This window comes from Algoriphagus sp. (assembly GCF_039969895.1).
Classification (GTDB): domain Bacteria; phylum Bacteroidota; class Bacteroidia; order Cytophagales; family Cyclobacteriaceae; genus Algoriphagus.
In genome coordinates, this window is the sequence record NZ_JBDVMZ010000026.1 from 65,849 (window position 1) to 88,283 (window position 22,435).

Genomic DNA, 22,435 nt, shown 5'->3' on the forward strand with positions numbered 1-22,435 from the left:
TAATTGCCTCAAAATCTTCATGGAAGCAAAGAAAATACGGAGCACCTTTATAGAGTTTTTCCAATCCAAGCAACATCACTACGTTCCATCATCACCTATCGTGGTCAAAAATGACCCCACACTGATGTTTACCAATGCGGGTATGAACCAGTTCAAAGACGCATTTCTTGGGAATGAAATAGCCAAGTATCCCCGTGTTGCTAACTCCCAAAAATGCCTGCGCGTCAGTGGTAAGCACAATGACCTAGAGGAAGTGGGAGTAGATACCTATCACCACACCATGTTTGAGATGCTAGGTAATTGGTCCTTTGGAGACTATTTCAAAAAAGAAGCAATAGAATGGGCCTGGGAATTATTGACAGAGGTTTATGGTCTGGACAAAGATAGGTTGTATGTTTCTGTATTTCAGGGTGATGCCGGGGACAATCTCGGCATGGATCAGGAAGCGTATGATCTTTGGAAAGCCATCGTCCCAGAGGATAGAATCATCATGGGTTCCAAAAAGGATAACTTTTGGGAAATGGGTGATGTGGGACCTTGCGGCCCATGCTCTGAAATCCATATAGACCTCAGGTCTGATGCGGAGCGTGCTCAACTAGCTGGAAAAGACTTGGTGAATAATGACCACGAGCAAGTGATCGAGATCTGGAATCTGGTCTTCATGCAGTTCAATAGAGTTTCGGATGGATCATTGAAGCCGCTACCAGCTACACACGTAGATACAGGAATGGGGTTTGAGCGCTTGGTAAGGGCAGTTCAGCACAAATCCTCTAACTACGACACTGATTTATTTGCACCGTTTTTGGCAGCTTTAGCTAAAAAATCTGGCAAGGTGTATGGCGAAGATTTGTCCACTGACATTGCTTTCCGCGTGATCGTGGATCACATCCGTGCCATTTCATTTACTATTGCCGACGGACAATTGCCTTCCAATAACAAGGCAGGATATGTGATCCGAAGAATCCTCCGACGAGCTGTTCGTTATGGATACACATTTCTAGGTTTTCACGAGCCGTTTTTACATGAACTGACACCGCTTATTGCGGCTAATTTTGGAGATATTTTCCCAGAAGTAAGACAGCAGCAAGAATTTATTGCTAAGGTGATTTTTGAAGAAGAAGCTTCTTTCCTTAGAACACTGGATAATGGTTTGAAAATGCTTGATCAGATCAAAGCAGACTTGAAGGCGACTAATGAAAATGTTATTTCCGGAAAAACTGCATTTGACTTATATGACACGTTTGGATTTCCGCTGGATTTGACCTCTTTGATTGCTCGGGAGAACGGACTTTCGCTGGATGAAAAAGGTTTTGCGGTAGAAATGGAAGCTCAAAAAACACGTTCCAGAGCTGCTTCAGAATCTGAAACAGGCGATTGGGTAATGGTGAATGAGGATCAGGGAGTTGAATTTGTAGGTTACGACTACCTCAAAGCGCATTGCCAGATCATCAAATACCGAGTGGTTTCAGACAAAAAAGGAGATAAATATCAACTAGTTTTAGATAAAACGCCTTTCTATGCTGAGAGTGGTGGACAGGTAGGCGATACGGGTTGGTTGATTTCTGAGACTGAAAAAGTCAAAGTTATCGACACCAAAAGAGAGAATGATCTGATTGTTCATTTTGTGGAAAATCTTCCAAAAAACCCAGAAGCTCAGTTTGGGGCGGAGGTAGATGCAGCGAAGAGATTTGCTACGGAAAATAACCACACGGCGACGCACCTGCTTCAAGCCGCTCTCAAAGAAGTGCTAGGAGACCACATTCAGCAGCGTGGATCATTGGTGAATCAGAACCTGCTTCGCTTTGATTTTTCACATTTCAGCAAATTGTCTGATGACGAAATCACTAAAGTAGAGGCTATCGTGAATGCTAAAATCCGCGAGAATATTGCTTTGTCCGATCAGCGTAATGTACCAATCGAAGAAGCAAGAGCTCAGGGAGCTACTGCGCTTTTTGGTGAGAAATATGGAGACTTTGTGCGTGTAGTCACATTTGATAAAGATTTCTCAGTAGAGCTTTGTGGAGGTACACATGTTCCTCAAACAAGCAAAATCGGTTTGTTTAAGATTATTTCAGAGGCTTCGAGCGCATCTGGCGTTCGTAGAATCGAAGCCATTACGGCGCAAGCGGCTGAGAATTACTACCGCGAACAGGAGGTTTTAGTGAAGGAAATTCAGGAAATCCTGAAGAACCCCAAGGATTTGAAAAAGTCTATTGAAGGATTACTTCAGGAAAGAAATGAGCTAAAAAAAGAACTAGAAGCTGTTCATCTAGAGAAAGCTTCAGGAGTGAAAGTGGAATTGCTCAAGCAGTTTGTAGCTGGAGATGGGATCAATACCTTGATCGCCCAGGTCGAACTTCATAATGCAGATTCATTGAAAAAGCTAGCCTACGAGCTCAAGAATGAAAAGGAGAATGCTTTCGTTATTTTGGCAGCAAAAATCGAAGATAAGCCTCAGATCGCAGTGATTATTGAAGATGAGTTAATCAAAAGCAAGAATCTAAACGCCGGTCAAATCGTCAGAGAATTGGCCAAAGAGATACAAGGCGGAGGCGGGGGACAGCCGTTTTTTGCTACTGCAGGAGGAAAAAACCTAGCTGGACTAGAAAATGTAGTGGCAAGGGCAAGAGAAATGTATCTTTAAAACTACCTTTTGGGCGGGGAATTAACAGAACTCGGTAGTGCTCACAGGTAGCAGTTAGAAACTGCATTGTTGAGATCAAGCCTGCCTATCGACGGACAGGTGTGAAGATTTGATCCAAGTGAGTTGTGTACTCCGCCTTATCCTTTGCGTCCACCAAGGTTAAATAGGACTTTTAGAAAAATAAACGCGAATGCTAAGCGAAGAATTAAGGAATAAGTATCAGTTGATCATCGGACTTGAGGTTCATGCACAGCTTTTGACCCAAAGCAAGATGTTTGCTGCTGATGCAAATGAGTATGGCAAATCGCCAAATACGCAGATCTCAGCGATCACTCTAGGTCATCCGGGCACTTTACCGAAGGTTAATAGAAAGGCGATTGCTTTTGCAGTTAAGATGGGATTGGCCTGCAATTCTGAAATTACCAGATACAATGTCTTTGCTCGTAAAAATTACTTCTACCCGGATCTTCCAAAGGGGTATCAATTGACGCAGGATAAAGGTCCGATTTGCGTAGGAGGAAGGGTTCCAGTTCAATTGCCTGACTGGACTAAAAAGGAAGTAATTCTGAACCGTGTTCACATGGAAGAGGATGCGGGAAAGTCCATCCACCTGGCAGATGAGCCGGATACCTTAGTTGACTTCAATCGAGCGGGAACTCCTCTTATTGAGATTGTAACAGAACCTGTTCTGACTAGTCCAGAGGAAGCTTATGCATTTCTATCAGAAGTGAAAAAGCTAGTCAAATACCTTGATATCTGTGATGGAAATATGGAAGAGGGCTCTCTTCGCTGTGATGCCAACGTATCTGTGATGCTGAAAGGCTCCGCTGAACTGGGCAAAAAGGTAGAAGTGAAAAACATGAATTCTTTCCGAAATGTGTTTCGCGCCATCGAACATGAGCACGAGCGATTGGTAGGATTACTCGAGGCCGGAGAAGAGGTGGTTTCTGAAACACGAACTTTTGATGCCGATTCTGGCACCACTGCCAGCATGCGAACCAAAGAGGATTTGAATGATTACCGCTATTTTCCCGAGCCAGATTTGAGTCCCGTGGTGATCTCGGATGAATGGCTGAATGCGGTGAAAAGCACCATGCCTTTATTGCCAAGAGAGCTTTACAAGAAGTTCGTGGAGGAATTCGGATTACCTGAATACGATGCGAGTTTTTTGACGGAGTCTAAGGACGTGGCGCTTTGGTTCAATAAGCTTTGTACCAAAACCCAAAACTACAAAGCCGCGTCTAACTGGATGATGGGTCCTGTGAAATCTACTTTAGGTGACTATAGCCTGTCGGATGATTATCCAATTAGTCATGAAATTTTGGCTGAGCTGATTGCTTTGGTAGAAGATGGCAAGGTAAGTTATACCGCAGCTTCGCAAACCCTATTTGCTGAGCTTATGAAGAGTCCGGGTGAAAGTCCGATGGACCTCGCAGAAAGGTTAAATCTAATCCAAGAAAGTGACGAGTCTTCACTTAGGCCAATTGTAGAAGAGGTGTTAGCATCCAATACCGCTAAGGTGAAAGAGTATAAATCGGGCAAAAAAGGCCTTATGGGGTTGTTTATGGGGCAGGTAATGCAAAGATCGCATGGCAAGGCTGACCCTAAAGTTGCCACAAAATTATTGACAGAATTACTTGAAAAATAAATCTATGTTGAATCGAATGAATGCAATCATTTTACTCGTCCTCTTGTCTTTTTTTTCCTGTGAGGAAAAACAATCTGCGGACGGAAAAGTGGAAATATCCGGAAAAATAGAAAATCCTCCAGCTGGAGCTATCATTTTGTCCCAGTTTACTGAAAGCCGTCCCAAAGTATTAGATACGCTTCAATTAGACGACCAAGGTAAATTCAACTATGAAGTTGCTGTGGATTCCCCGACGTTTTATGAGTTGAATCTCTACGGGCAGAGATCTATACGTTTAGCGCTTTTGAATGAAGATGTGGAAATCTCCTATGATTTCTCCGATCCTGAAAGCTTAGAGATAGAAGGATCGAAGGATACTCAGGAGATGGTGAAGATTGAGAAATTGATGGAATCGTATCAGACTAAGGTAAATGCACTCAATGAGGCTTATTATAAAGCGATGAGCGAAAATAATACAGAAACTATCAAGCAGATTCAGACGGATGCGATGGCTTTGGAAAATAACCAGGCCAATGAAGTGAAAAATGTAATCAACAGCATGGGAGATAGTTTTGCTTCGCTCGCTGCTATTGGCTTGTTGAATCCCAAAAATGAATTTCAGTTTATGGATAGTTTGATAGCCAAACTGGACGAGAATTATCCTAACACAAAATCTATCGTGCTGATGAAGCAACAGCTGGATGAAATGAGGGCACTTTCTATGGGGCAAATAGCACCTGAGATAACGCTACCCAATCCTGAAGGGGAAATCATCAAGCTTTCTGATTTGAGAGGGAAATACGTAATGATTGATTTCTGGGCGGCATGGTGTAAGCCTTGTCGTGAAGAAAATCCAAACGTAGTCCAGTTATACAGTGAATACAAGGCCAAGGGATTTGAGATATATGGAGTGTCACTGGATCGCACCCGTGAAGCTTGGGTGGAGGCTATAGCTGAGGATGGGTTGACCTGGCCACAGGTATCCGACTTGCAATATTTCAATTCTGAAGCAGCCGTGTTATATCAGATTGCAGCTATTCCAGCTACATACCTTATTGATCCAGATGGTAAAATCGTAGGCAAAGACCTTCGGGGTCCAAGTTTGAGAGCGAAGTTAGAGGAGATTTTCGACTAAAATCTGATTTTATACCTCATCAAAAAAGCCTTTCCGTTTAATTCGGAGAGGCTTTTTTGATTTATGGTTATAAAAGGAAGGAAGAAAAAGTACCAAACAGTCCTTCCTTTAAAAATCGAGTCTTTGAAAAAGGAATAGTAAAAGTTGTTTATCACCCTTGACAAAACTACTAAAAAGATTCAAAAGAAAAACAATCTTAAAGTTATTCTCACGGCTTTAAATATTAATTTTTTCTGATTTAAATTTAATATTCCTTGAAAATCCATAATGGTTTTTCAAATCAATTTTTAGCTATTTTCTCGTAACTGGCGAGTACTCCTCTTACCATAGCGGAACTGAAGCCTTGGTGTTCCATCTCATTTAAGCCCACGATTGTGCAGCCTTTTGGCGTAGTGACTTTGTCAATAGCAGCTTCTGGATGCATGTTTTTTTGAATCATTAATTCAGCAGCTCCTTTGACAGTTTGATTGACGATCTTGCTGGCGGTGACTGAGTCAAAGCCAATCTGAATTCCACCCTGGATCATGGCTCGCATGAATCGCAGCACATAAGCAATTCCACAGGCTCCAAGTACAGTAGCAGCTTCCATGAGATTCTCGTCTATGGGGATAGTGAACCCAATTCCGTCAAATAGTTCGGAGACCAGCTGAATCTGATCCAGATTCGCATGTTGAGAACACACACAAGTCACGGATTCCTGGATATCTGCTGCGATGTTAGGCATAGCCCGGAATGCGATACTAATCGGGTCAATCACCTTATACATTTCTGCTAGGGTTATTCCTGTCGCCAGCGAGATGATGATTTGTTTGCTGGGCTTTAGGTTTTGTTTGATTTCGGCCAGGATAGGAGTGATGTTATAGGGCTTCACACCAAGGATAATAATGTCAGCATGTGCTGCCGCGGTGGCATTGTCAGTTTGTACTTTGACTCCCAAAGCGGCAAAATCACTAAGACTTTCCAGATGTCTCTTAGTTAGCGTTAGATTCTTTGGGTCAAAATCATCCCGTTTCAATAGACCGTTTGCGATGGATGCTCCTAGATTACCACAACCTATGATGGCAATTTTTACTTTCGAAATCATAGAAAATATAATTTTTGATTGGATTTGTTGCTTAAAGGTAAACAAATAGCCTGTTTTTCTGTGAATTCATAAAATATTGTATCAGTATCGTGTCTATTCTTAAAGATAATGCTCAAATTAATAGACAAAATTTTTTGACAAAAGGACAAGTTTACTTTACATTTGGTAAAATATACTTTGCCATAAAAATTAATCTTTGTACACATGAAAGAGAAATCAATTTTAACGGTGCCCTTACTTTCTCCTGGATGGAAGAAGTTGGCTATTGTGTTTTTTCCACTTCCAGTATTCCTGGTTATAGGAATGGTAATGGTACGAATGGATATCAGCCCGGATGAATCCGCTCAGATAATTTATGGATTTTGGGCGATTGGCTTGGGTTTGTTGAATTTATCTAGGGAGAAAGAGGAAGATGAGATGATCAAATCTTTCAGACTTCAGGCATTCCAAACTGGTTCATACTGGTTGATTTGGGGCTTGGCGGCTTTGATGCTGATCAATTATGTGAGATTTGAAAGAATTACCTCCGAGATATTTACGGCCTATCTAGTTCTCTTTTTGCTAAACGCCTACATCTACGCTGCATTTCAGTATCAGAAGTACATGGCTACAAAAGACTAATCTAAACCGACTATACCATGCTTACTAAAATACTTTTGCCATACCAATTCCAGAAAATAGGATGGCTTTTATTTGTTCCAGTTGCTTTGTTGGCATTTTTGGCTCTTTCTATTGAATTCGAATTTGCCTGGCTTCAGCTCAATGGAATCAGAGAATCGAGTCTATTAGATAGTGCTGATGAAAACTTCACGAATGAACTTGCCATCGTAGGCTTATTTCTAAGTTTGTTTTTTATCGCTTTTTCAAAAGAAAAATTGGAGGATGAATATATCCAGAAAATACGACTGGATTCTATTCTTTTTGCTTGCTATGGCTATTTTATTCTCAATGTAATAGGAGCGGTCGCATTTTATGGATTGGGATATTTCTCGTTTATGTTGTTTAACATGTTTTCCATTCCTGTCCTATTTATCGTTCGGTTTCGCTGGATCATGTTTCGTCAGCGAAGCTCTTTGTCTTTGGCAGTATGAAAAACACCATCAAAGTCGAGCGGGCTAAGAATAATATGACGCAACAGGATCTGGCAGAAAAAGTCAGCGTTTCCAGACAAACGATAAACAGCATAGAAGCAGGAAAGTATGTGCCTTCTACAGTCCTTTCGCTCAAGATTTCTAAGGTTTTTGGAGTAGGATTGGAGGAGATTTTTGAGTTGGAGGAAGGGGATTAAGCAATTTCAGATTTGAAATTTCAACTTGCTCAATCCCTTGGTTTACTAGTGTTGCGTTAAGCTTTTTTGGAATACCATTTGCATTTTATCAGGGATAAAATACCCAAAAGTCGTACCTTCGGCGTTTTAGAATGAACCCCTTTTTAATGCCTAAACTTATTCGAATCACTACCGTTCCGATTTCTTTGAAATTATTGCTAGCAGGGCAAATGAAGTTTATGCGAGAGCAGGGATGGGACGTCTTGATGGTGAGCGCTGATGGCAGAGAGCTTCCCCAAGTGGTCAAAGCGGAGGGAGTACGACATGAAGTCATTCCTTTTACGCGCAAAATCACTCCCTTTCAGGATCTGAAATGCCTCTGGTTATTATACCAATTGTTTAAAAGTGAGCAGCCCGATATAGTGCATACACATACCCCAAAAGCGGGACTTCTGGGGATGATAGCTTCAAAACTCGCTGGCGTCAAAGTGCGAATTCATACCCTGGCAGGAATTCCTTACATGGCTGCTGAGGGGGGAAAGAAAAGCCTTTTGGAAAATATGGAAAAGCTTACCTATAGCTATGCTACACATGTGTGGCCAAATTCTAACGGCCTTAAAAACTTTGTAGTAGAGAATGAACTTTGCGCCTCCGAAAAACTAACTGTGATCGGAAAAGGCTCATCCAATGGGGTAGATCTGGAGAAGTTTAATCGGGGAGTTTTGAAGGAAAATCACTTAGTAGCGGCTACGATGCGTATTCTTCCGGGGGAGGAAGATTTTATTATTTTGTCAGTAGGTAGATTGGTGAAGGATAAAGGAATCCAGGAATTAGTGGATGCATTTTTGGGATCCAAGATTGTCAGTAAGTCGAAGCTGGTTTTGCTAGGAAGCTTTGAGCAAGAGTTGAATCCTCTTTCGCCAGAAACTATAAAAATAATCAACGATCACCCGAGAATCGTTCAGATTGATTGGTCAGATCACGTGGCGCATTACTTAGCATTAGCAGATGTCTTGGTTCATCCGTCGCATCGTGAGGGTTTTCCAAATGTTCTATTAGAAGCGGGAGCGATGCATCTTCCTGTTATTTGCTCAGATATAATTGGCAACACAGATGTGATCACACAGCAGAAAACGGGGTTGATTTTCCCAGTCAAAAACGTGGAAGTGCTCAAAGAAGCGATGGAGTTTGCCTACGTGAAGCGAGATAAAATGGCGGAGCTAGCAGATAATCTCTACAGGGAAGTTTGTGACAATTATGAACGAACTCAAGTTCAACAGGAAATTTTTGCGCATTACCAGCAGGTGTTAAAGGCCGCTAGTACCACAGAATGACTTATATTTGGGCTCAAATAAACTTAAATTTTACCCATGAATTTCAGCATAATGCATGGCATACCTTCCTGTGTGACTTTTAATTTTGCGAAACTCCATTAGACTAAAAAAACTAATTATTAATAGATGAAATACCTAGTTACTGGAACTGCCGGATTTATCGGATTTCACGTTGCACAGCAACTTTTGGATAGAGGAGATGAGGTAGTTGGACTTGATATTATTAACGACTATTACGATGTCAACCTGAAATATGCCCGATTAGAGCACATGGGTATTCGTAGAGAAAATATTGTTAAGGGTGAATTGAGTCAGTCGGAATCTCTACCAGCTTACCGATTTATACAGCTAGATCTTTCAGTTAAAGAAAGCTTGTTGGAGTTGTTTTCTACTGAGAAATTTGACAAAGTAATCCATCTCGCAGCGCAAGCTGGAGTTCGTTATTCATTGACCAATCCAGAAGTCTATATTGAAAGTAACATTGTAGCTTTTCTCAATATTCTGGAAGCCTGTCGTTTTCATCCCGTTCAGCATCTGGTTTATGCGTCTTCGAGCTCGGTATATGGGTCAAATGAGAAAATGCCATTTTCTACCTCAGACTCAGTAGATCATCCGATTAGCTTGTACGCTGCCTCTAAGAAATCCAATGAGCTGATGGCTCATACGTATAGTCACTTGTTCAATATCCCGACAACTGGCTTAAGGTTTTTCACCGTTTATGGTCCATGGGGAAGGCCTGATATGGCATTGTTCCTTTTTACAGAAGCAATTTTAAAAGGTGAGCCTATTCAGGTGTTCAACTATGGCAATATGAAGCGGGATTTCACTTATATAGATGACATAGTAACGGGTGTGATCAAAGTAGCTGATAGAGCAGCTAGTCCAAACCCAGATTTTGATGCACAGAATCCTGACCCTGGAAGCTCAAAATCCCCCTATAAAGTTTACAATATCGGAAACTCAGCGCCGGTGCTATTGATGGATTATATCCATGCGGTAGAGAAAGGCTTGGGCAGAGAAGCGAAGATGAACATGCTTCCTCTGCAGCCGGGTGATGTGCCGGCCTCCCATGCTGATGTGTCTGATTTGGTGAGAGATACAGGATATCAACCTGCCACTCCGATAGATCAAGGAGTCAAATCATTTACCGACTGGTACCTAGATTATTACAAGAAATAAGATGAAAAAGTCACTTTTGATTACCGGTGGAGCCGGATTTATTGGTAGCCACGTAGTACGATTATTCGTAGAAAACTACCCAAGCTATAAAATTGTCAATTTGGATGCCCTGACTTATGCTGGGAACCTGGAAAATTTGAAGGAGGTAGAGGGAGCCTCTAATTATGTGTTTGAAAAAGCAGATATTCAAGATGAGGCGGCACTCCAGGCTATTTTTGCGAAGCATCAAATCTCTGATGTAATCCATCTCGCTGCGGAGTCTCACGTAGATCGTTCGATCTCAGACCCGTTGGCTTTCGTCAAAACAAACGTATTTGGTACAGTAAATTTGTTGAATGCCTCTAAGGAATTCTGGAAAGATGACTTGGATTCGCATTTATTCTACCATGTCTCTACGGACGAAGTCTATGGTTCTTTGCACGATGGAGGCTTCTTTTTGGAAACAACCCCGTACGATCCTCAGTCTCCCTATTCGGCTTCGAAGGCATCTTCAGATCATTTCGTACGAGCATATGCGAATACGTATGGTATGAAAACGGTGATTTCTAACTGCTCTAATAATTACGGGCCGAATCATTTTCCTGAGAAATTAATCCCACTTTGTATTCATAACATCAAGAATAATAAGCCTTTGCCTGTGTATGGAAAAGGTGAAAATGTACGGGATTGGCTGTTTGTAAAAGATCATGCGAGAGCTATCGATACGGTTTTTCATCAAGGAAAATCCGGAGAAACTTACAACATCGGTGGATTCAATGAGTGGAAAAATATTGACATCGTGAAGTTGCTCTGTGCTAAAATGGATCAAAAACTGGGGCGAGAGGCCGGTAGCTCTGAAAAACTAATCACCTACGTGAAAGACCGAGCCGGACATGATTTGCGCTATGCGATCGATGCTACCAAGATTCAAAAAGAATTGGGCTGGGAGCCAAGTTTGCAGTTTGAGGAAGGAATAGAGCTGACGATCGATTGGTATCTGGCCAACCAAGATTGGCTGGATCATGTCACTTCAGGAGCGTACCAAGCGTATTATGCTCAACACTACGATAATTAACCAATAAAAAAACCCGATGATGAATCGGGTTTTTTTATTGGTTAAGCTTAGGTTCTTCTAGCCATTACCTAGATGAAACGTAAAGGGCAGAAGAATCAATAATTAGCTTAATTGCTAACTACTACCGGGAATGTGATGTCCAAATCAGATTCACCACCCGCCATAGCGAAATCCTGAAAATTTGGATTGTCAGCACCTGGATAATTTTTGTCCAAATCATGTCTTAGAATCACGCGCATATTTGCGTTGTTAACTCCAGGATTTAATTGTACAGTTACTATTCCTTTTAGTCCGATCAATTCACTTCCTTCGTCATCATACACATAAGTCATGAATGGAGAGCTGGTTAAAGCTGAACCCAAGAAATAGAACTGATGCTCGTCTGCTTCCTCTCTTATTTCCTCAGTGATGTCTTCTCCTTCGATGGAATTGAGTACATCGATCGTCATCTGATAAGTTTTTCCTTTAGTTAATTGTACAGTTTCTATAGTCGGAGTTGTTCCAACTTCTATTCCTTCTGAATCAGAAGCAGTGAAGTCAAATGCAGTTCCTACAGGGTTTCCACTTGCATCGAGTTCCTGAAAAGTAAGTGTGACATCGGTGATTAATTCTCCATCATTTTCCGGAACTGGATCATCACTGTCGCAGCTGGCGAAAGAAAATGAAACTAATGCGAGTGCAATGAGGTAGAGTTTGTTTGTCGTTTTCATAAGTAATTGGTTAGAATTCATAGTTTATTTTAAGTAGAAGATTTGTTCCCATATCATAGGTGAAATATCTAAAGCGATTCATATAGTCCTTATATCTCGTATTGAAAAGGTTGTGAACCTGCAGGCCTATATTGAGCTTGTCCTCAGCCACGTTGAATTGCTTTTGATAAGACAAATTGAATAGTGCATACGCCGGCGGAGGTGGCGCAATATCGAAGTCAGGCTCTCTGTTTTGCTGGGCTACGAGTACATTACTCAGCGTGATTTTATTTGTCAGGGCAGCTGCATTTTTGGATAAATCATAAGAAATGCCCCAGTCCATTCTGTTGGCTGGGATGAATGGGAAGTAACTATCCTTATCCGTATTTTTAGCCTGCACGATAGATCCCTTCAGATACCCACTAAGTCTATCTGTGAATTCATAACTTCCCGCAAAGTCAAACCCGTAGAAAAATGCATTTGCCTGCAAGTATTCATAGACATTGAAGGTGCCTCTCAGGCTGACAAACACTTCACCGGTAGGATTTAGGTAGATGTAATCATTGATTGGATTGAGGTAAGCAGTGAATTCCAAATGGGTTCTTCGACCGTCGTATTGTAGCTCATTGATCCATTTGAGAGATTTTTCAGACTTCAAATTTGGGTCCCCAATCTCCACAGCCGCAGCTCCATGATGAAGCCCCTCACTGAATAATTCATTGACGTTTGGCGGTCTCCACGCGGAACCTAGGTTGGAGTTGAAAGTCAATTCTGGGGTAATATGGTAAAGACCTCCTATAAAAGCAGAGAAATTCTGATAGTCCAATTCCGCAGTTTGAAGCTCTTGACTAATGTATCTTGCCGTACTCACATTTCGTAGATCGTATCTTATCCCTGCTTCAACTTCCAATGGCCCTTTGGAGTATTTTTCCATGACATAGAAACCCACATTTAGCATGTCGTAATTTGGAATCAGCGGAGTCACGCCTGTGCCGGGTACATTACTATTGGCCTGTTGAATCAGGTTAAATCCCCATGTGCCACTGAATTCATTTTTGTGGGTGTGGTTCATAAATAAGTCCACAGTGTTCGTATAAAGCTCCAAATCCAAACTTGCTTTCTCATTCAAATCACCACGTCTTTTGTCAAATTCCTGTCTGTGGTTGAGTTGAAAACCATACTGGAAGTTTACTTTCCAGTTTTCTGAGAGATGGTAGTGGGACTTCAGCTTTGCCAAGTGATGCGTGACACGTTGCTTCGGATTTATGATGTCATAGGTGAATTCTCCATCACTGAAGGGTCTGCCGTTGGCTATGATAGCCTCCAAATCCGAGAGATTGCCGGTATGGGATTCAGTTAGAATTCCTAATTCCGTATGGAAAAGACTGTAGTAGGCCTCTACACCTAGTTTTTTATTACTGTACCCAAGAGAGCTGCTCAAGTTAAGCTCGCTTACACCTGTATTTCGCTGAAAGTATCCTGGCGATTTCACGTTGCCGGATCGCTTTGCTGATCCTTGAATTCTATATCCCAGGCCTTTGACCTTTTCAGAGCCTCCTACATGCGCTACGTTAATGTTGCCCATTCTTCCATTGGACGCTCCTATGACACTAAGGCTGGTTTTACTCGTTTTGCTCGTTGGCAATGGCGCTGGATTGACTAATATCAGGCCTCCCATAGCCTCAGGCCCATATCTGACGGTTTCAGCACCTTTGACAACTGTTATTTCATCTGCAAGAAAAGGATCAATTTCCGGTGCATGCTCAGCACCCCATTGCTGCCCTTCCAGTCTGATTCCATTATTCATGATCATGATCCGGTTACTGTGCATACCATGAATGACAGGTTTTGCAATACTATTTCCTGTGGAAAATGTAGATACGCCGGAGATTCGCTTCAAACTTTCGCCTAGATTTTCACCTCTTGCCTCTAGCAAAGCTTCCCCATATAATGCAGAAACCGCAGTAGTGGTCGTCACCGCATCCCGGTGACCATGCACTTCTATGCTTTGTAGCCCAAGGGCTTCTTCTTCCAGCCTATACGTCTTGGTATAGTTGCCCGAGGTTAATTCGACTGTATCTCTTATTGATTGATGTCCTAGGTATTGGATGGTAAGTGTGTAGGTACCTGGACATAGATTTTTTACCACGAAGTTGCCATTCTGATCACTCACAGCACCTTCTTCGGCCTCAATCACCCATATATACGCAGCCTCTATCGGTTCATTATTTTCCAAATGAATGATCTTTCCCCGAATGATAAGTTTGCAATCCTCAGCTTGTACTACATGCCCGATCAGCAAACTAATCAGTAAGAATATTCCTGTTTTTAAATTCACAATGCAAAAATAGAAGGCTTTGAAGTTTTAAACCAGAATAAATGAAACAAAGTTGCATTAATAGGATGAGTGGTCAAAAAATGAAACGAGTCAGTCTATTTGTCGAGCCTTGAAGCAAATAAATTATCTGAAATGGGAGCGTATTCAAGACCGAAGCGGCTTCAATTCTTAAGTTTAACATTTGCTAATTACTTATTCCACCTTACTGGTAGAAAAGCGGATAATCATAAAACATATACGTACAATTCCTTTTCTTTGAATTGATTTCATGTAGGGAAGGTGTATCTCATCTAAAGTTTGTCATTCTCTGACAAGCATGCCCATGTCAACATCCTAATTCCTATTTTTGAGCAATGGAATTTGCCATAGTAGATATAGAGACCACCGGAGGCGCACCCAAATACGGTGGGATTACAGAAATAGCTGTTTTGATTCATGATGGTGAACAAATCATCAGAGAATACGAAACCCTCCTCAATCCTGAGCAGGCAATCCCCACCTACATTACCGGTCTGACTGGTATCGACAATTTCATGGTCAGGCATCAGCCTACTTTTTCAGACATTCAGGATGAGCTATGGGAACTGTTGAACGATAAGGTCTTCGTGGCTCATAATGTCAGCTTTGATTTTGGCTTTATTCGTGAGGCATTTTTGAAGGTAGGGAAGGAGCTGAAAAGCCCGAAACTTTGTACGGTTCGATTGAGTAGAAAAGTATTTCCAGGTATGAAATCCTACAGTCTTGGACGGCTTTGCGAAAGTCAAAAAATTCCTATCGAAGCACGTCACCGGGCAATGGGCGACGCGAGAGCTACAGCAATTCTTTTCGATCGAATGATCAAATCGAATTACCAACTCATCAATCAATCGCTCAAAAAAAACACGGGTGAGGCTTTTCTTCCTCCCAATTTCCCTCATTCCAAATTCAAAGAAATTCCTGACAGCTGCGGCGTGTACTACATGCTGGATGAGCGAGGTAAGGTGATCTATGTAGGGAAAGCTATCAATATCCGGGAGCGATTTAAGAATCACTTTTCAGGCCAGGTTCTGCCTAAGTTGAAGTCCAAACTCAAGTCGGAAGTCTTTGATCTGCGGTGGGAATTGACGGGAACTGAATTTATGGCACTGCTATATGAGGCATTGGAAATCAAAAGATTATGGCCAAAATATAATTCTGCCTTAAAGCTGCCCAAGCAACTGTATGGTTTGTTTCATTATGTGGATAATTCAGGGTATGGAAGATTTCAGATCTCGAAAATCACGAAGCTTTTCAAGCCACTCGAATCATTTTTTTCCATGGAAGAAGCAAATCTATTTTTGAAAACAGGAATCATAACCTACGGTCTTTGTCCCAAATTATGTGGACTTAGAAAAGTAAATTGTTCCTCCGAAGATGAATTGCCCTGCGAAGGAGCCTGCGATTTCTCTGAAGAGCCTAAGTATTACAATCAGCGCGTGGCTGAATTCATGCACAAAATCAAGGATAGCCAACAAGAAATTTTAATCAAATTGGACGGGCGGACTGATTCAGAATATGCCTATTGCCTGTTTGAACAAGGGATGCTGAGTAAGTTTGCCTATCTAGAGGAAGGTCTGATTTCAGCTGCAATTCCAGCTCTCCTTGAGCCAGTGCCCCAAGTCCCTGAGACGTATTACCTGCTGAGGCAATACATCCATCAGATTAGTTCAGATCAGATTTTGGTGCTTGAACCTAGTTAATCTAGTCATAGATCAGTTGCATTGAAGGTATCGCCTTGCGAGATATCGCCAGTTTCAAAGCCTTTCCTGAACCATTTCATCCGCTGAGCAGAGGTGCCATGCGTGAATGAATCTGGCATCACACGACCCGTTGATTGCTTCTGAAGTCGGTCATCTCCGATAGCATTGGCGGCGTTTAGGGCTTCTGCTAGGTCTCCTTTTTCCATCCAACCGACTGATTTCTGACTGTGATGTGCCCAAACTCCCGCTAAAAAATCAGCTTGTAATTCTAGTTTCACCGAAAACTGATTGTATTCTTTTTCGCTTACCTGACCTCTCAGCCTGTCCATTTCTGAGGTGATTCCCATGATTTTCTGGATATGATGACCTACCTCATGAGCGATGACATAGGCCTGAGCAAAATCGCCTGGAGCTTTTAGCTTTACTTCCATTTCTTTGAAAAAACTTAAATCTATGTAGAGTTGCTCATCACCGGGACAATAAAATGGTCCTGTAGCACTCGATGCCATACCGCACGCAGAAGATACCTGACCACTGAAAAGCACCAGAGTAGGTTCACGGTAATTTTCCAAAAGTGCATTCCAAACGTCCTCCGTGTCTGCGAGGATTGTCTCACTAAATGCAGCCAGGCGATCTTCCTCAGCAGTAGGTGTGTAATTGGTCTCGGTGGTGAAGCCTTGACTGCCACCACCCATGAAATTGCCTAAGAAGGTAAGTGGGTTGGTGCCGGTAAATACTGATATCGCTATGACAATTCCGACGATAATAAGACCTGTTTTCGAAAAAAGTATTTTTATCAGCGGACCGATCAGCATAGGGTTAAAACCTCCACCTCGTGAACCGCCTACTCGTTGACCCCGTCTATCATCTACATTCGAACTTCTTCTTCTACCTTCCCATTTCATATCATAAAAGAGTTTATTTTGCCTAAAATTAACCAAATTGAACTATCGTAAATTGCTTAAGAATTCATTTTATAAGAAAAACTTAAACCTAAAATCTATGAACTACAAAACAATTCAAAGACTATCACTTAGTCTCGCATTAATCGGAGTTGTCTCTTTAGCGCAAGCACAGACTGGAGTAGGAGCCAAACCCGAAAAAGGTGCCAAGGTCTATTTAGATGGCTCAAAAAAGTCTTTGGACAAAAATTGGGAGTATTGGGAAGGCCCACGCTTCTCTGCTGAAAACCCTATAAAATGGCCGGAAGTGACCGATCCGGTGACTGGTGGAAAAGCAATCAGCAGTAACGATCCAGCAGGAGCGGGAGGAAAGTACGGTGCAGCTGATATCGTAACTAAAGAGAAATTCGAGGATTTTCGTGCCCATGTAGAGTTTTATGTAAAGGATGAAGGAGGTAACTCTGGAGTTTATCTTCAGAATCGTTACGAAATTCAAATCTTAGATGGTGACTACGGAGACCATGGTTTGGCGGCGCTGATCAACGAGCATGTTCCCACTTCTGAGGAATATTATGGCATTGGCAAATGGAATGCTTATGATATCGTCTTCAAAGCAGCGCGATTTGAAAATGGAAAGCTAGTAGCTAAGCCTCGTGCGACTGTTTATTTTAATGGAGTGAAAATTCATGAGGACAAGGAAATACAGCAGGTTTGGGGAGGACCAAATTCAGGTCTTGACGGCGGTAATGATGGTGGAAAAGGAATAACCGACACTCCGGGCGGACTCAAGCTTCAGGCTGAGGGGCACGATGTGTTTTTCAAAAATATCTGGATCAAAAAACTTGACCTGGATGGGAAATCAACAGATTTCTAAGACTAACACTAAGAATACAAAAAGCCCAGAATTTTAGAGTTCTGGGCTTTTTGCTTTTCAATTCTCTTTTTTTTTCGGGTCACTAGCTCAGAATCGTAAAGATTACTGGGATAATCAAAATTTGGGTTGGTATATTCTCAAAAGGGTAATCAATGCCCGCACTAGGAGACTTTTTTAGCAAGGGCTTTATTCGAACATTTTGGGCTAGGCTTCGGGGTATGGGTCCGAATAGTGAGCGGGTTATTTACAATCGAAGAAAATTGAAAATAAGAAATACTGGTTTCTAATCTTCGAAAATTTCTTGAATATTGTGTGAATATAGGGATACTTGGTTTTTATTTTCATAGTATGGGTAAGGTTTTTAGGAGAAATTTACAAATAGGGTTTTAATCCCTGTTGAACAGTTAATGCCAGTGAAGCACCTATTGAAGAATTTCCTTTAAGATACCCGTTCCGAATCCGATCATTTGCCAATCGGAAAGTTCAAGGTCAAGTATCGCCATCATTCCTGGCTGCATTCCAATATAATTTTCCCCCGAAATATGAGAAAGTAAGAGACTAATCGTAGGATTATGTCCTACCAAGAGACAAGATGTGACCGTATTGGTAGTGTTTTCCAAGAGAGAAATCAATTTCTTAAGGTCTCCATCATAAATATCTTTAGTAAAAAAAGTATCCTCTATAGCAAGATGATTTCCGAGAAGTTCAGCTGTCTCCCGGGTACGCGTGGCAGTAGAACAGTACATCAAATCAACAGATTTTAATTTCCCTTCTAAGGTTTTACCCAGCCTAGAGATAGCATCTCTACCTTTTTTGGTGAGTTGTCTCTGAAAATCGGACTCTCCAGAAAAACTTGCTTCTCCGTGTCTAAGTAAAATCAATTGCTTCATGATAAGTGATTTAGCTACACTCAAATCTCCCCAACTTTAATCAAAAATCCATCCAAATCAGCTCTGTGCTTTTTTAATTATTTGGACGAGAAAACAATGCCGTCTATTTTTAGCTTTTCTAAACGGGCTTTAAAACCCAGAAAATTCGCCTTTCTATGTCAAAAAACCTTGTTATCGTCGAGTCACCTGCCAAAGCCAAAACCATTGAAGGGTATCTGGGCAAGGACTATAAAGTAGCATCCAGCTACGGTCACGTGCGGGATCTTCCAAAAGGCGATAAAGCAATCGATATTAAAAATAGATTCAACCCAACCTACGAGGTCACTGCTGATAAAAAAGAGGTGATCAAAAATCTGAAGGCACTGGTGAAGAACGCTGAGACAGTGTACCTAGCAAGTGACGACGACCGGGAGGGGGAAGCTATTTCTTGGCATCTCAAGGAGGTTTTGAAACTCAAGGATGATACTACACGAAGAATTGTTTTCAGAGAAATCACCAAAAATGCGATTACCAAAGCGATAGAAAATCCCCGAGGGATTGATATTGACCTGGTAAATGCCCAGCAGGCAAGACGTATTCTGGATCGTTTGGTAGGTTTTGAGCTTTCACCTATTCTATGGAAGAAAATCAAGACGGGGCTTTCCGCAGGTAGAGTTCAGTCTGTGGCAGTACGGTTAATCGTAGATCGAGAGCGCGAAATAGAGCAGCACAAGGCCAAATCTAGCTTTCGAATTACAGCGATTTTCGAAGTTGAAGGAAGAACTTTTCAAGCCGAACTTCCAAAGAAATTCGATACCAAAGCTGAGGCAGAGGAATTCCTAAAGAATTGCCTAGCGGCTACTTTCTCTGTAGCCAACCTTGAGAAAAAGCCTGGAAAAAAGACGCCAGCGGCACCTTTTACCACTTCTACACTTCAGCAAGAGGCAAGTAGAAAGCTGTATTTCTCAGTGGCTCAGACCATGTCAGTTGCCCAGAAGCTATATGAAGCGGGTAAGATTACTTACATGAGAACGGATAGTGTGAATCTATCGGATGATGCTATGGCTTCCGCCAAAAAGGCTATCTATGATTCATACGGAGAGAAATACCATAAATCAAGAAAATATAGTTCTAAATCCGAAAGTGCTCAAGAGGCTCACGAAGCCATCAGGCCTACGGATTTTGCCAACTCATCTGTGGGTGGAGAACGTAACGAACAGCGGCTCTATGAGCTGATCTGGAAGCGTGCAATTGCTTCGCAAATGGCCGATGCAGAATTGGAAAAGACTGTGATTACCATCGATATTTCCAATCAGCCTCAAAACCTAGTCGCAACAGGTGAGATCATCAAGTTTGATGGCTTTCTAAAAGTGTATCTCGAAGATACAGATGACGAGCCTGAAGAGGATGATAGCAACGAAGGCAAAGCGCTGTTGCCTCCATTGACTATAGGACAAAGCTTGGCGCTACAAGAAATGAAAGGTCGGGAGACATTCTCCAGAGCCTCGCCTAGATACACAGAAGCTTCCCTTGTGAAGAAACTAGAGGAACTGGGAATCGGTCGTCCTTCTACCTATGCGCCTACGATCTCTACCATCCAACGACGTGAATATGTAATCAAGGAATCCAGAGATGGAACTCCGAGAGATTATGTGGAAATGCTGATCAAAAATGGCTCCTTCAAAGACACGACTAAAACTGAAAATACAGGAGCAGAGAAGCAGAAGCTTTTCCCTACCAACATCGCGATGGTGGTGAATGACTTCTTGGTGGAGCATTTTCCAAATGTAATTGACTTCAGCTTTACCGCTAGGGTAGAGAAGGAGTTTGACGAAATCGCGTCTGGAGGACAAGTGTGGCAGGATATGCTGGATTCTTTTTATGGCAAATTTCACAAGAATGTAGAGGATACGGAGCAAATAGCCAGACAGGACATCAACTCAAGCCGAGAGCTGGGTAACCATCCGGTGAGTGGCAAGCCGATGATCGTACGTCTTGGGAAATTTGGGCCATTGGTTCAGATCGGTGATTCAGAGGACGAAGAGAAGCAATTTGCCAGTTTGAAAAAGGGGCAATTCATCGAGAATATCACGATGGAAGATGCGCTTGAATTATTCAAATTGCCGCGTGATATCGGGATGTTTGAGGACAAAAAGATGGTGGCGGCGATCGGTAGATTTGGTCCTTATGTACGACACGACGGTAATTTTGTCTCCCTTCCAAAGGAGATGGATCCATTGAGCATCACTGAGGAAGAAGGGATTCAACTGATCAAGGATAAGCGAGAGGCAGATGCAAAGAAGCATATCAAAACCTTTGATGAGAATCCTGAGATCCAAGTTTTGAATGGAAGATGGGGGCCATACATTAAGATGGGTAAGAACAACTATAAAATCCCTAAGGATAAGGAGGCTGAAAAGTTGACTTATGAGGAGACGCTTCATATCATTGAAAATCAGCCTGAGCCCAAGAAAAAAGGGGGGCGATTTGCGAAGAAAAAATAAGGATGAGAAGTTGATGCGTTAGGGCGGAAGTTGATTCGCTAGGGCGAAAAATGTTTCGCCCCTACTTATTTGCACTGATGAGTTTGAACAAGGCAAGATCTATTTTGTTACTACTAATTATAGGATTCTTCTTGCTGGGAGGAGGCGTTTCTACCCATGCCCAGGCAACCTTCAAGGGCACTATTGTTGATTTAGAAACAGAATTACCCATTCCCAATGCCTCGGTTTTTTTAGCAAACACTACTTTTGGGACCTCTTCAGATGAGCAAGGGAAATTTACATTGACTATCCCTGATGGGAATTATGAGGTGATTATTCGGATTTTAGGGTATGAAGGACTCACATTTAATCTTCCTTCTTCCATGGTTCAGCCGCAGGGATACCGATTTAAGCTGGTGGCTGTAGAGGAAGATTTGGAAGAAATGGAGGTGAGTGACGTTCGTGATCCTTCTTGGTATAGAAATTTGGATGAATTCAAACGGTATTTCTTAGGAACTTCTGAGAATAGTATGAAGACGGAAATCTTGAATGAGTTGTCTATGATCTTGGACGATCAGTCCGTCCCAGGTTCGCTGATAGCTTCCTCAAGGGATATTCTAAAAATTGATAACATCAATCTAGGCTATCGACTGGAGTATTTGCTCGATCATTTTCAAAATGATTATAAAAGTGGGATAGTGACTTACAGCGGTTTCCCACTTTTTATTCCTGATTCAAAACTTTCCAAGGGAAAACTTCGAAAGGTGGAAAGAAATCGTCAGGAAGCGTACTATGGGAGTTTGCAACATTTTTTGAAAGCTGTATATCTTGGAAAAACTGTCTCGGAAGGATTTGAGATGAGGAAATTATTTAGAGAAGCTGACCCTGACCGTCCTGGTAAATTTAAAGATAGAGTCGATACCATTCCGATTACCTCAGTTGCTATCCTTGAAAACAGGGAAAAGAGAGAGTTTTTGGAGTTCTCGGATTATATTCTAGTGACCTACCTCAGAGAAAAAGAGAGCTTTTTATATGCGAATGGATTGGGTAGAGGGCCTCGTGATGTCCAAACATCAATCATAAGAATGATGAATGATTCTGTGGAGATTTTTGAAAATGGAAGCCTGTCCGATCCTTTTGGAATTGTAGTAGAAGGCTACATGGGCTGGGAGCGAGTTGCTGACCTTTTGCCTATAGATTATGTCCCATCAGTGGAGCCAAACAAGGGAGTGCAGTAA

18 protein-coding genes are annotated in these 22,435 nt (G+C 41.9%); 13 read left to right on the plus strand and 5 right to left on the minus strand.

The window, feature by feature from the left end; genetic code table 11:
• Positions 1–19 precede the first annotated feature (19 nt).
• The 3 genes from alaS (at position 20) to ABJH64_RS18570 (ending at position 5,406) form a co-directional block, all read left to right on the plus strand.
• Positions 20–2,644, plus strand: a complete 2,625-nt coding sequence (alaS, locus tag ABJH64_RS18560) for an alanine--tRNA ligase (RefSeq protein ID WP_348275957.1) — start codon at positions 20–22, stop codon at positions 2,642–2,644.
• Between the two features lie 190 nt (positions 2,645–2,834).
• Positions 2,835–4,292, plus strand: a complete 1,458-nt coding sequence (gene gatB / locus ABJH64_RS18565; protein ID WP_348275958.1) for an Asp-tRNA(Asn)/Glu-tRNA(Gln) amidotransferase subunit GatB — start codon at positions 2,835–2,837, stop codon at positions 4,290–4,292.
• A 16-nt stretch (positions 4,293–4,308) separates the two neighbouring features.
• Entirely contained in the window at positions 4,309–5,406 is a 1,098-nt protein-coding gene (locus ABJH64_RS18570; RefSeq protein WP_348299553.1) for a TlpA disulfide reductase family protein, read from the plus strand.
• Between the two features lie 280 nt (positions 5,407–5,686).
• On the opposite strand, the gene proC is transcribed toward ABJH64_RS18570, so the two are convergent.
• Entirely contained in the window at positions 5,687–6,490 is an 804-nt protein-coding gene (gene proC / locus ABJH64_RS18575) for a pyrroline-5-carboxylate reductase (RefSeq protein ID WP_348274758.1), read from the minus strand.
• Between the two features lie 204 nt (positions 6,491–6,694).
• Between proC and ABJH64_RS18580 the strand changes: the two genes are divergently transcribed.
• The 6 genes from ABJH64_RS18580 (at position 6,695) to rfbB (ending at position 11,324) form a co-directional block, all read left to right on the plus strand.
• Complete coding sequence (locus ABJH64_RS18580; protein WP_348274759.1) at positions 6,695–7,111, plus strand: hypothetical protein; 417 nt, start codon at positions 6,695–6,697, stop codon at positions 7,109–7,111.
• Between the two features lie 17 nt (positions 7,112–7,128).
• Positions 7,129–7,581: a hypothetical protein gene (locus tag ABJH64_RS18585; protein WP_348274760.1), complete on the plus strand. Its 453-nt coding sequence runs from the start codon at positions 7,129–7,131 to the stop codon at positions 7,579–7,581.
• On the plus strand, positions 7,578–7,778 hold the full coding sequence (locus ABJH64_RS18590; protein WP_348274761.1) for a helix-turn-helix transcriptional regulator: 201 nt from the start codon (positions 7,578–7,580) through the stop codon (positions 7,776–7,778). The genes ABJH64_RS18585 and ABJH64_RS18590 overlap by 4 nt, the downstream gene beginning before the upstream one ends.
• 146 nt (positions 7,779–7,924) lie before the next feature.
• The gene (locus ABJH64_RS18595; protein WP_348274762.1) at positions 7,925–9,091 is read left to right on the plus strand and encodes a glycosyltransferase family 4 protein; all 1,167 of its coding nucleotides are present in this window, start codon (positions 7,925–7,927) and stop codon (positions 9,089–9,091) included.
• A 126-nt stretch (positions 9,092–9,217) separates the two neighbouring features.
• The gene (locus ABJH64_RS18600) at positions 9,218–10,270 is read left to right on the plus strand and encodes an NAD-dependent epimerase (protein ID WP_348274763.1); all 1,053 of its coding nucleotides are present in this window, start codon (positions 9,218–9,220) and stop codon (positions 10,268–10,270) included.
• 1 nt (position 10,271) lies between these two features.
• Positions 10,272–11,324, plus strand: coding sequence for a dTDP-glucose 4,6-dehydratase (gene rfbB, locus ABJH64_RS18605; RefSeq protein WP_348274764.1), 1,053 nt, complete (start codon positions 10,272–10,274; stop codon positions 11,322–11,324).
• 107 nt (positions 11,325–11,431) lie between these two features.
• Here the strand turns inward: rfbB and ABJH64_RS18610 are convergent, their stop codons facing one another.
• Both ABJH64_RS18610 and ABJH64_RS18615 read right to left on the minus strand, forming a co-directional pair.
• Positions 11,432–12,034: a hypothetical protein gene (locus ABJH64_RS18610; RefSeq protein WP_348274765.1), complete on the minus strand. Its 603-nt coding sequence runs from the start codon at positions 12,032–12,034 to the stop codon at positions 11,432–11,434.
• 10 nt (positions 12,035–12,044) lie between these two features.
• Complete coding sequence (locus tag ABJH64_RS18615; RefSeq protein WP_348274766.1) at positions 12,045–14,351, minus strand: TonB-dependent receptor; 2,307 nt, start codon at positions 14,349–14,351, stop codon at positions 12,045–12,047.
• A 353-nt stretch (positions 14,352–14,704) separates the two neighbouring features.
• On the opposite strand from ABJH64_RS18615, the gene ABJH64_RS18620 reads away from it, so the two are divergent.
• Positions 14,705–16,069, plus strand: coding sequence for an exonuclease domain-containing protein (locus ABJH64_RS18620; protein ID WP_348274767.1), 1,365 nt, complete (start codon positions 14,705–14,707; stop codon positions 16,067–16,069).
• A gap of 5 nt (positions 16,070–16,074) precedes the next feature.
• Here the strand turns inward: ABJH64_RS18620 and ABJH64_RS18625 are convergent, their stop codons facing one another.
• Complete coding sequence (locus ABJH64_RS18625) at positions 16,075–16,974, minus strand: neutral zinc metallopeptidase (RefSeq protein ID WP_348274768.1); 900 nt, start codon at positions 16,972–16,974, stop codon at positions 16,075–16,077.
• A gap of 97 nt (positions 16,975–17,071) precedes the next feature.
• Between ABJH64_RS18625 and ABJH64_RS18630 the strand changes: the two genes are divergently transcribed.
• The gene (locus ABJH64_RS18630; RefSeq protein ID WP_348274769.1) at positions 17,072–17,845 is read left to right on the plus strand and encodes a DUF1080 domain-containing protein; all 774 of its coding nucleotides are present in this window, start codon (positions 17,072–17,074) and stop codon (positions 17,843–17,845) included.
• 422 nt (positions 17,846–18,267) lie between these two features.
• Here ABJH64_RS18630 and ABJH64_RS18635 read toward each other — a convergent pair whose 3' ends face one another.
• Positions 18,268–18,735 carry a histidine phosphatase family protein gene (locus ABJH64_RS18635; RefSeq protein ID WP_348274770.1) on the minus strand — a complete coding sequence of 156 codons (468 nt, stop codon included), beginning with the start codon at positions 18,733–18,735 and terminating at the stop codon, positions 18,268–18,270.
• A gap of 155 nt (positions 18,736–18,890) precedes the next feature.
• Here ABJH64_RS18635 and topA point away from each other — a divergent pair, with 155 nt between their 5' ends.
• Positions 18,891–21,218, plus strand: a complete 2,328-nt coding sequence (gene topA / locus ABJH64_RS18640) for a type I DNA topoisomerase (protein ID WP_348274771.1) — start codon at positions 18,891–18,893, stop codon at positions 21,216–21,218.
• 50 nt (positions 21,219–21,268) lie between these two features.
• Positions 21,269–22,435, plus strand: coding sequence for a carboxypeptidase-like regulatory domain-containing protein (locus ABJH64_RS18645; protein WP_348274772.1), 1,167 nt, complete (start codon positions 21,269–21,271; stop codon positions 22,433–22,435).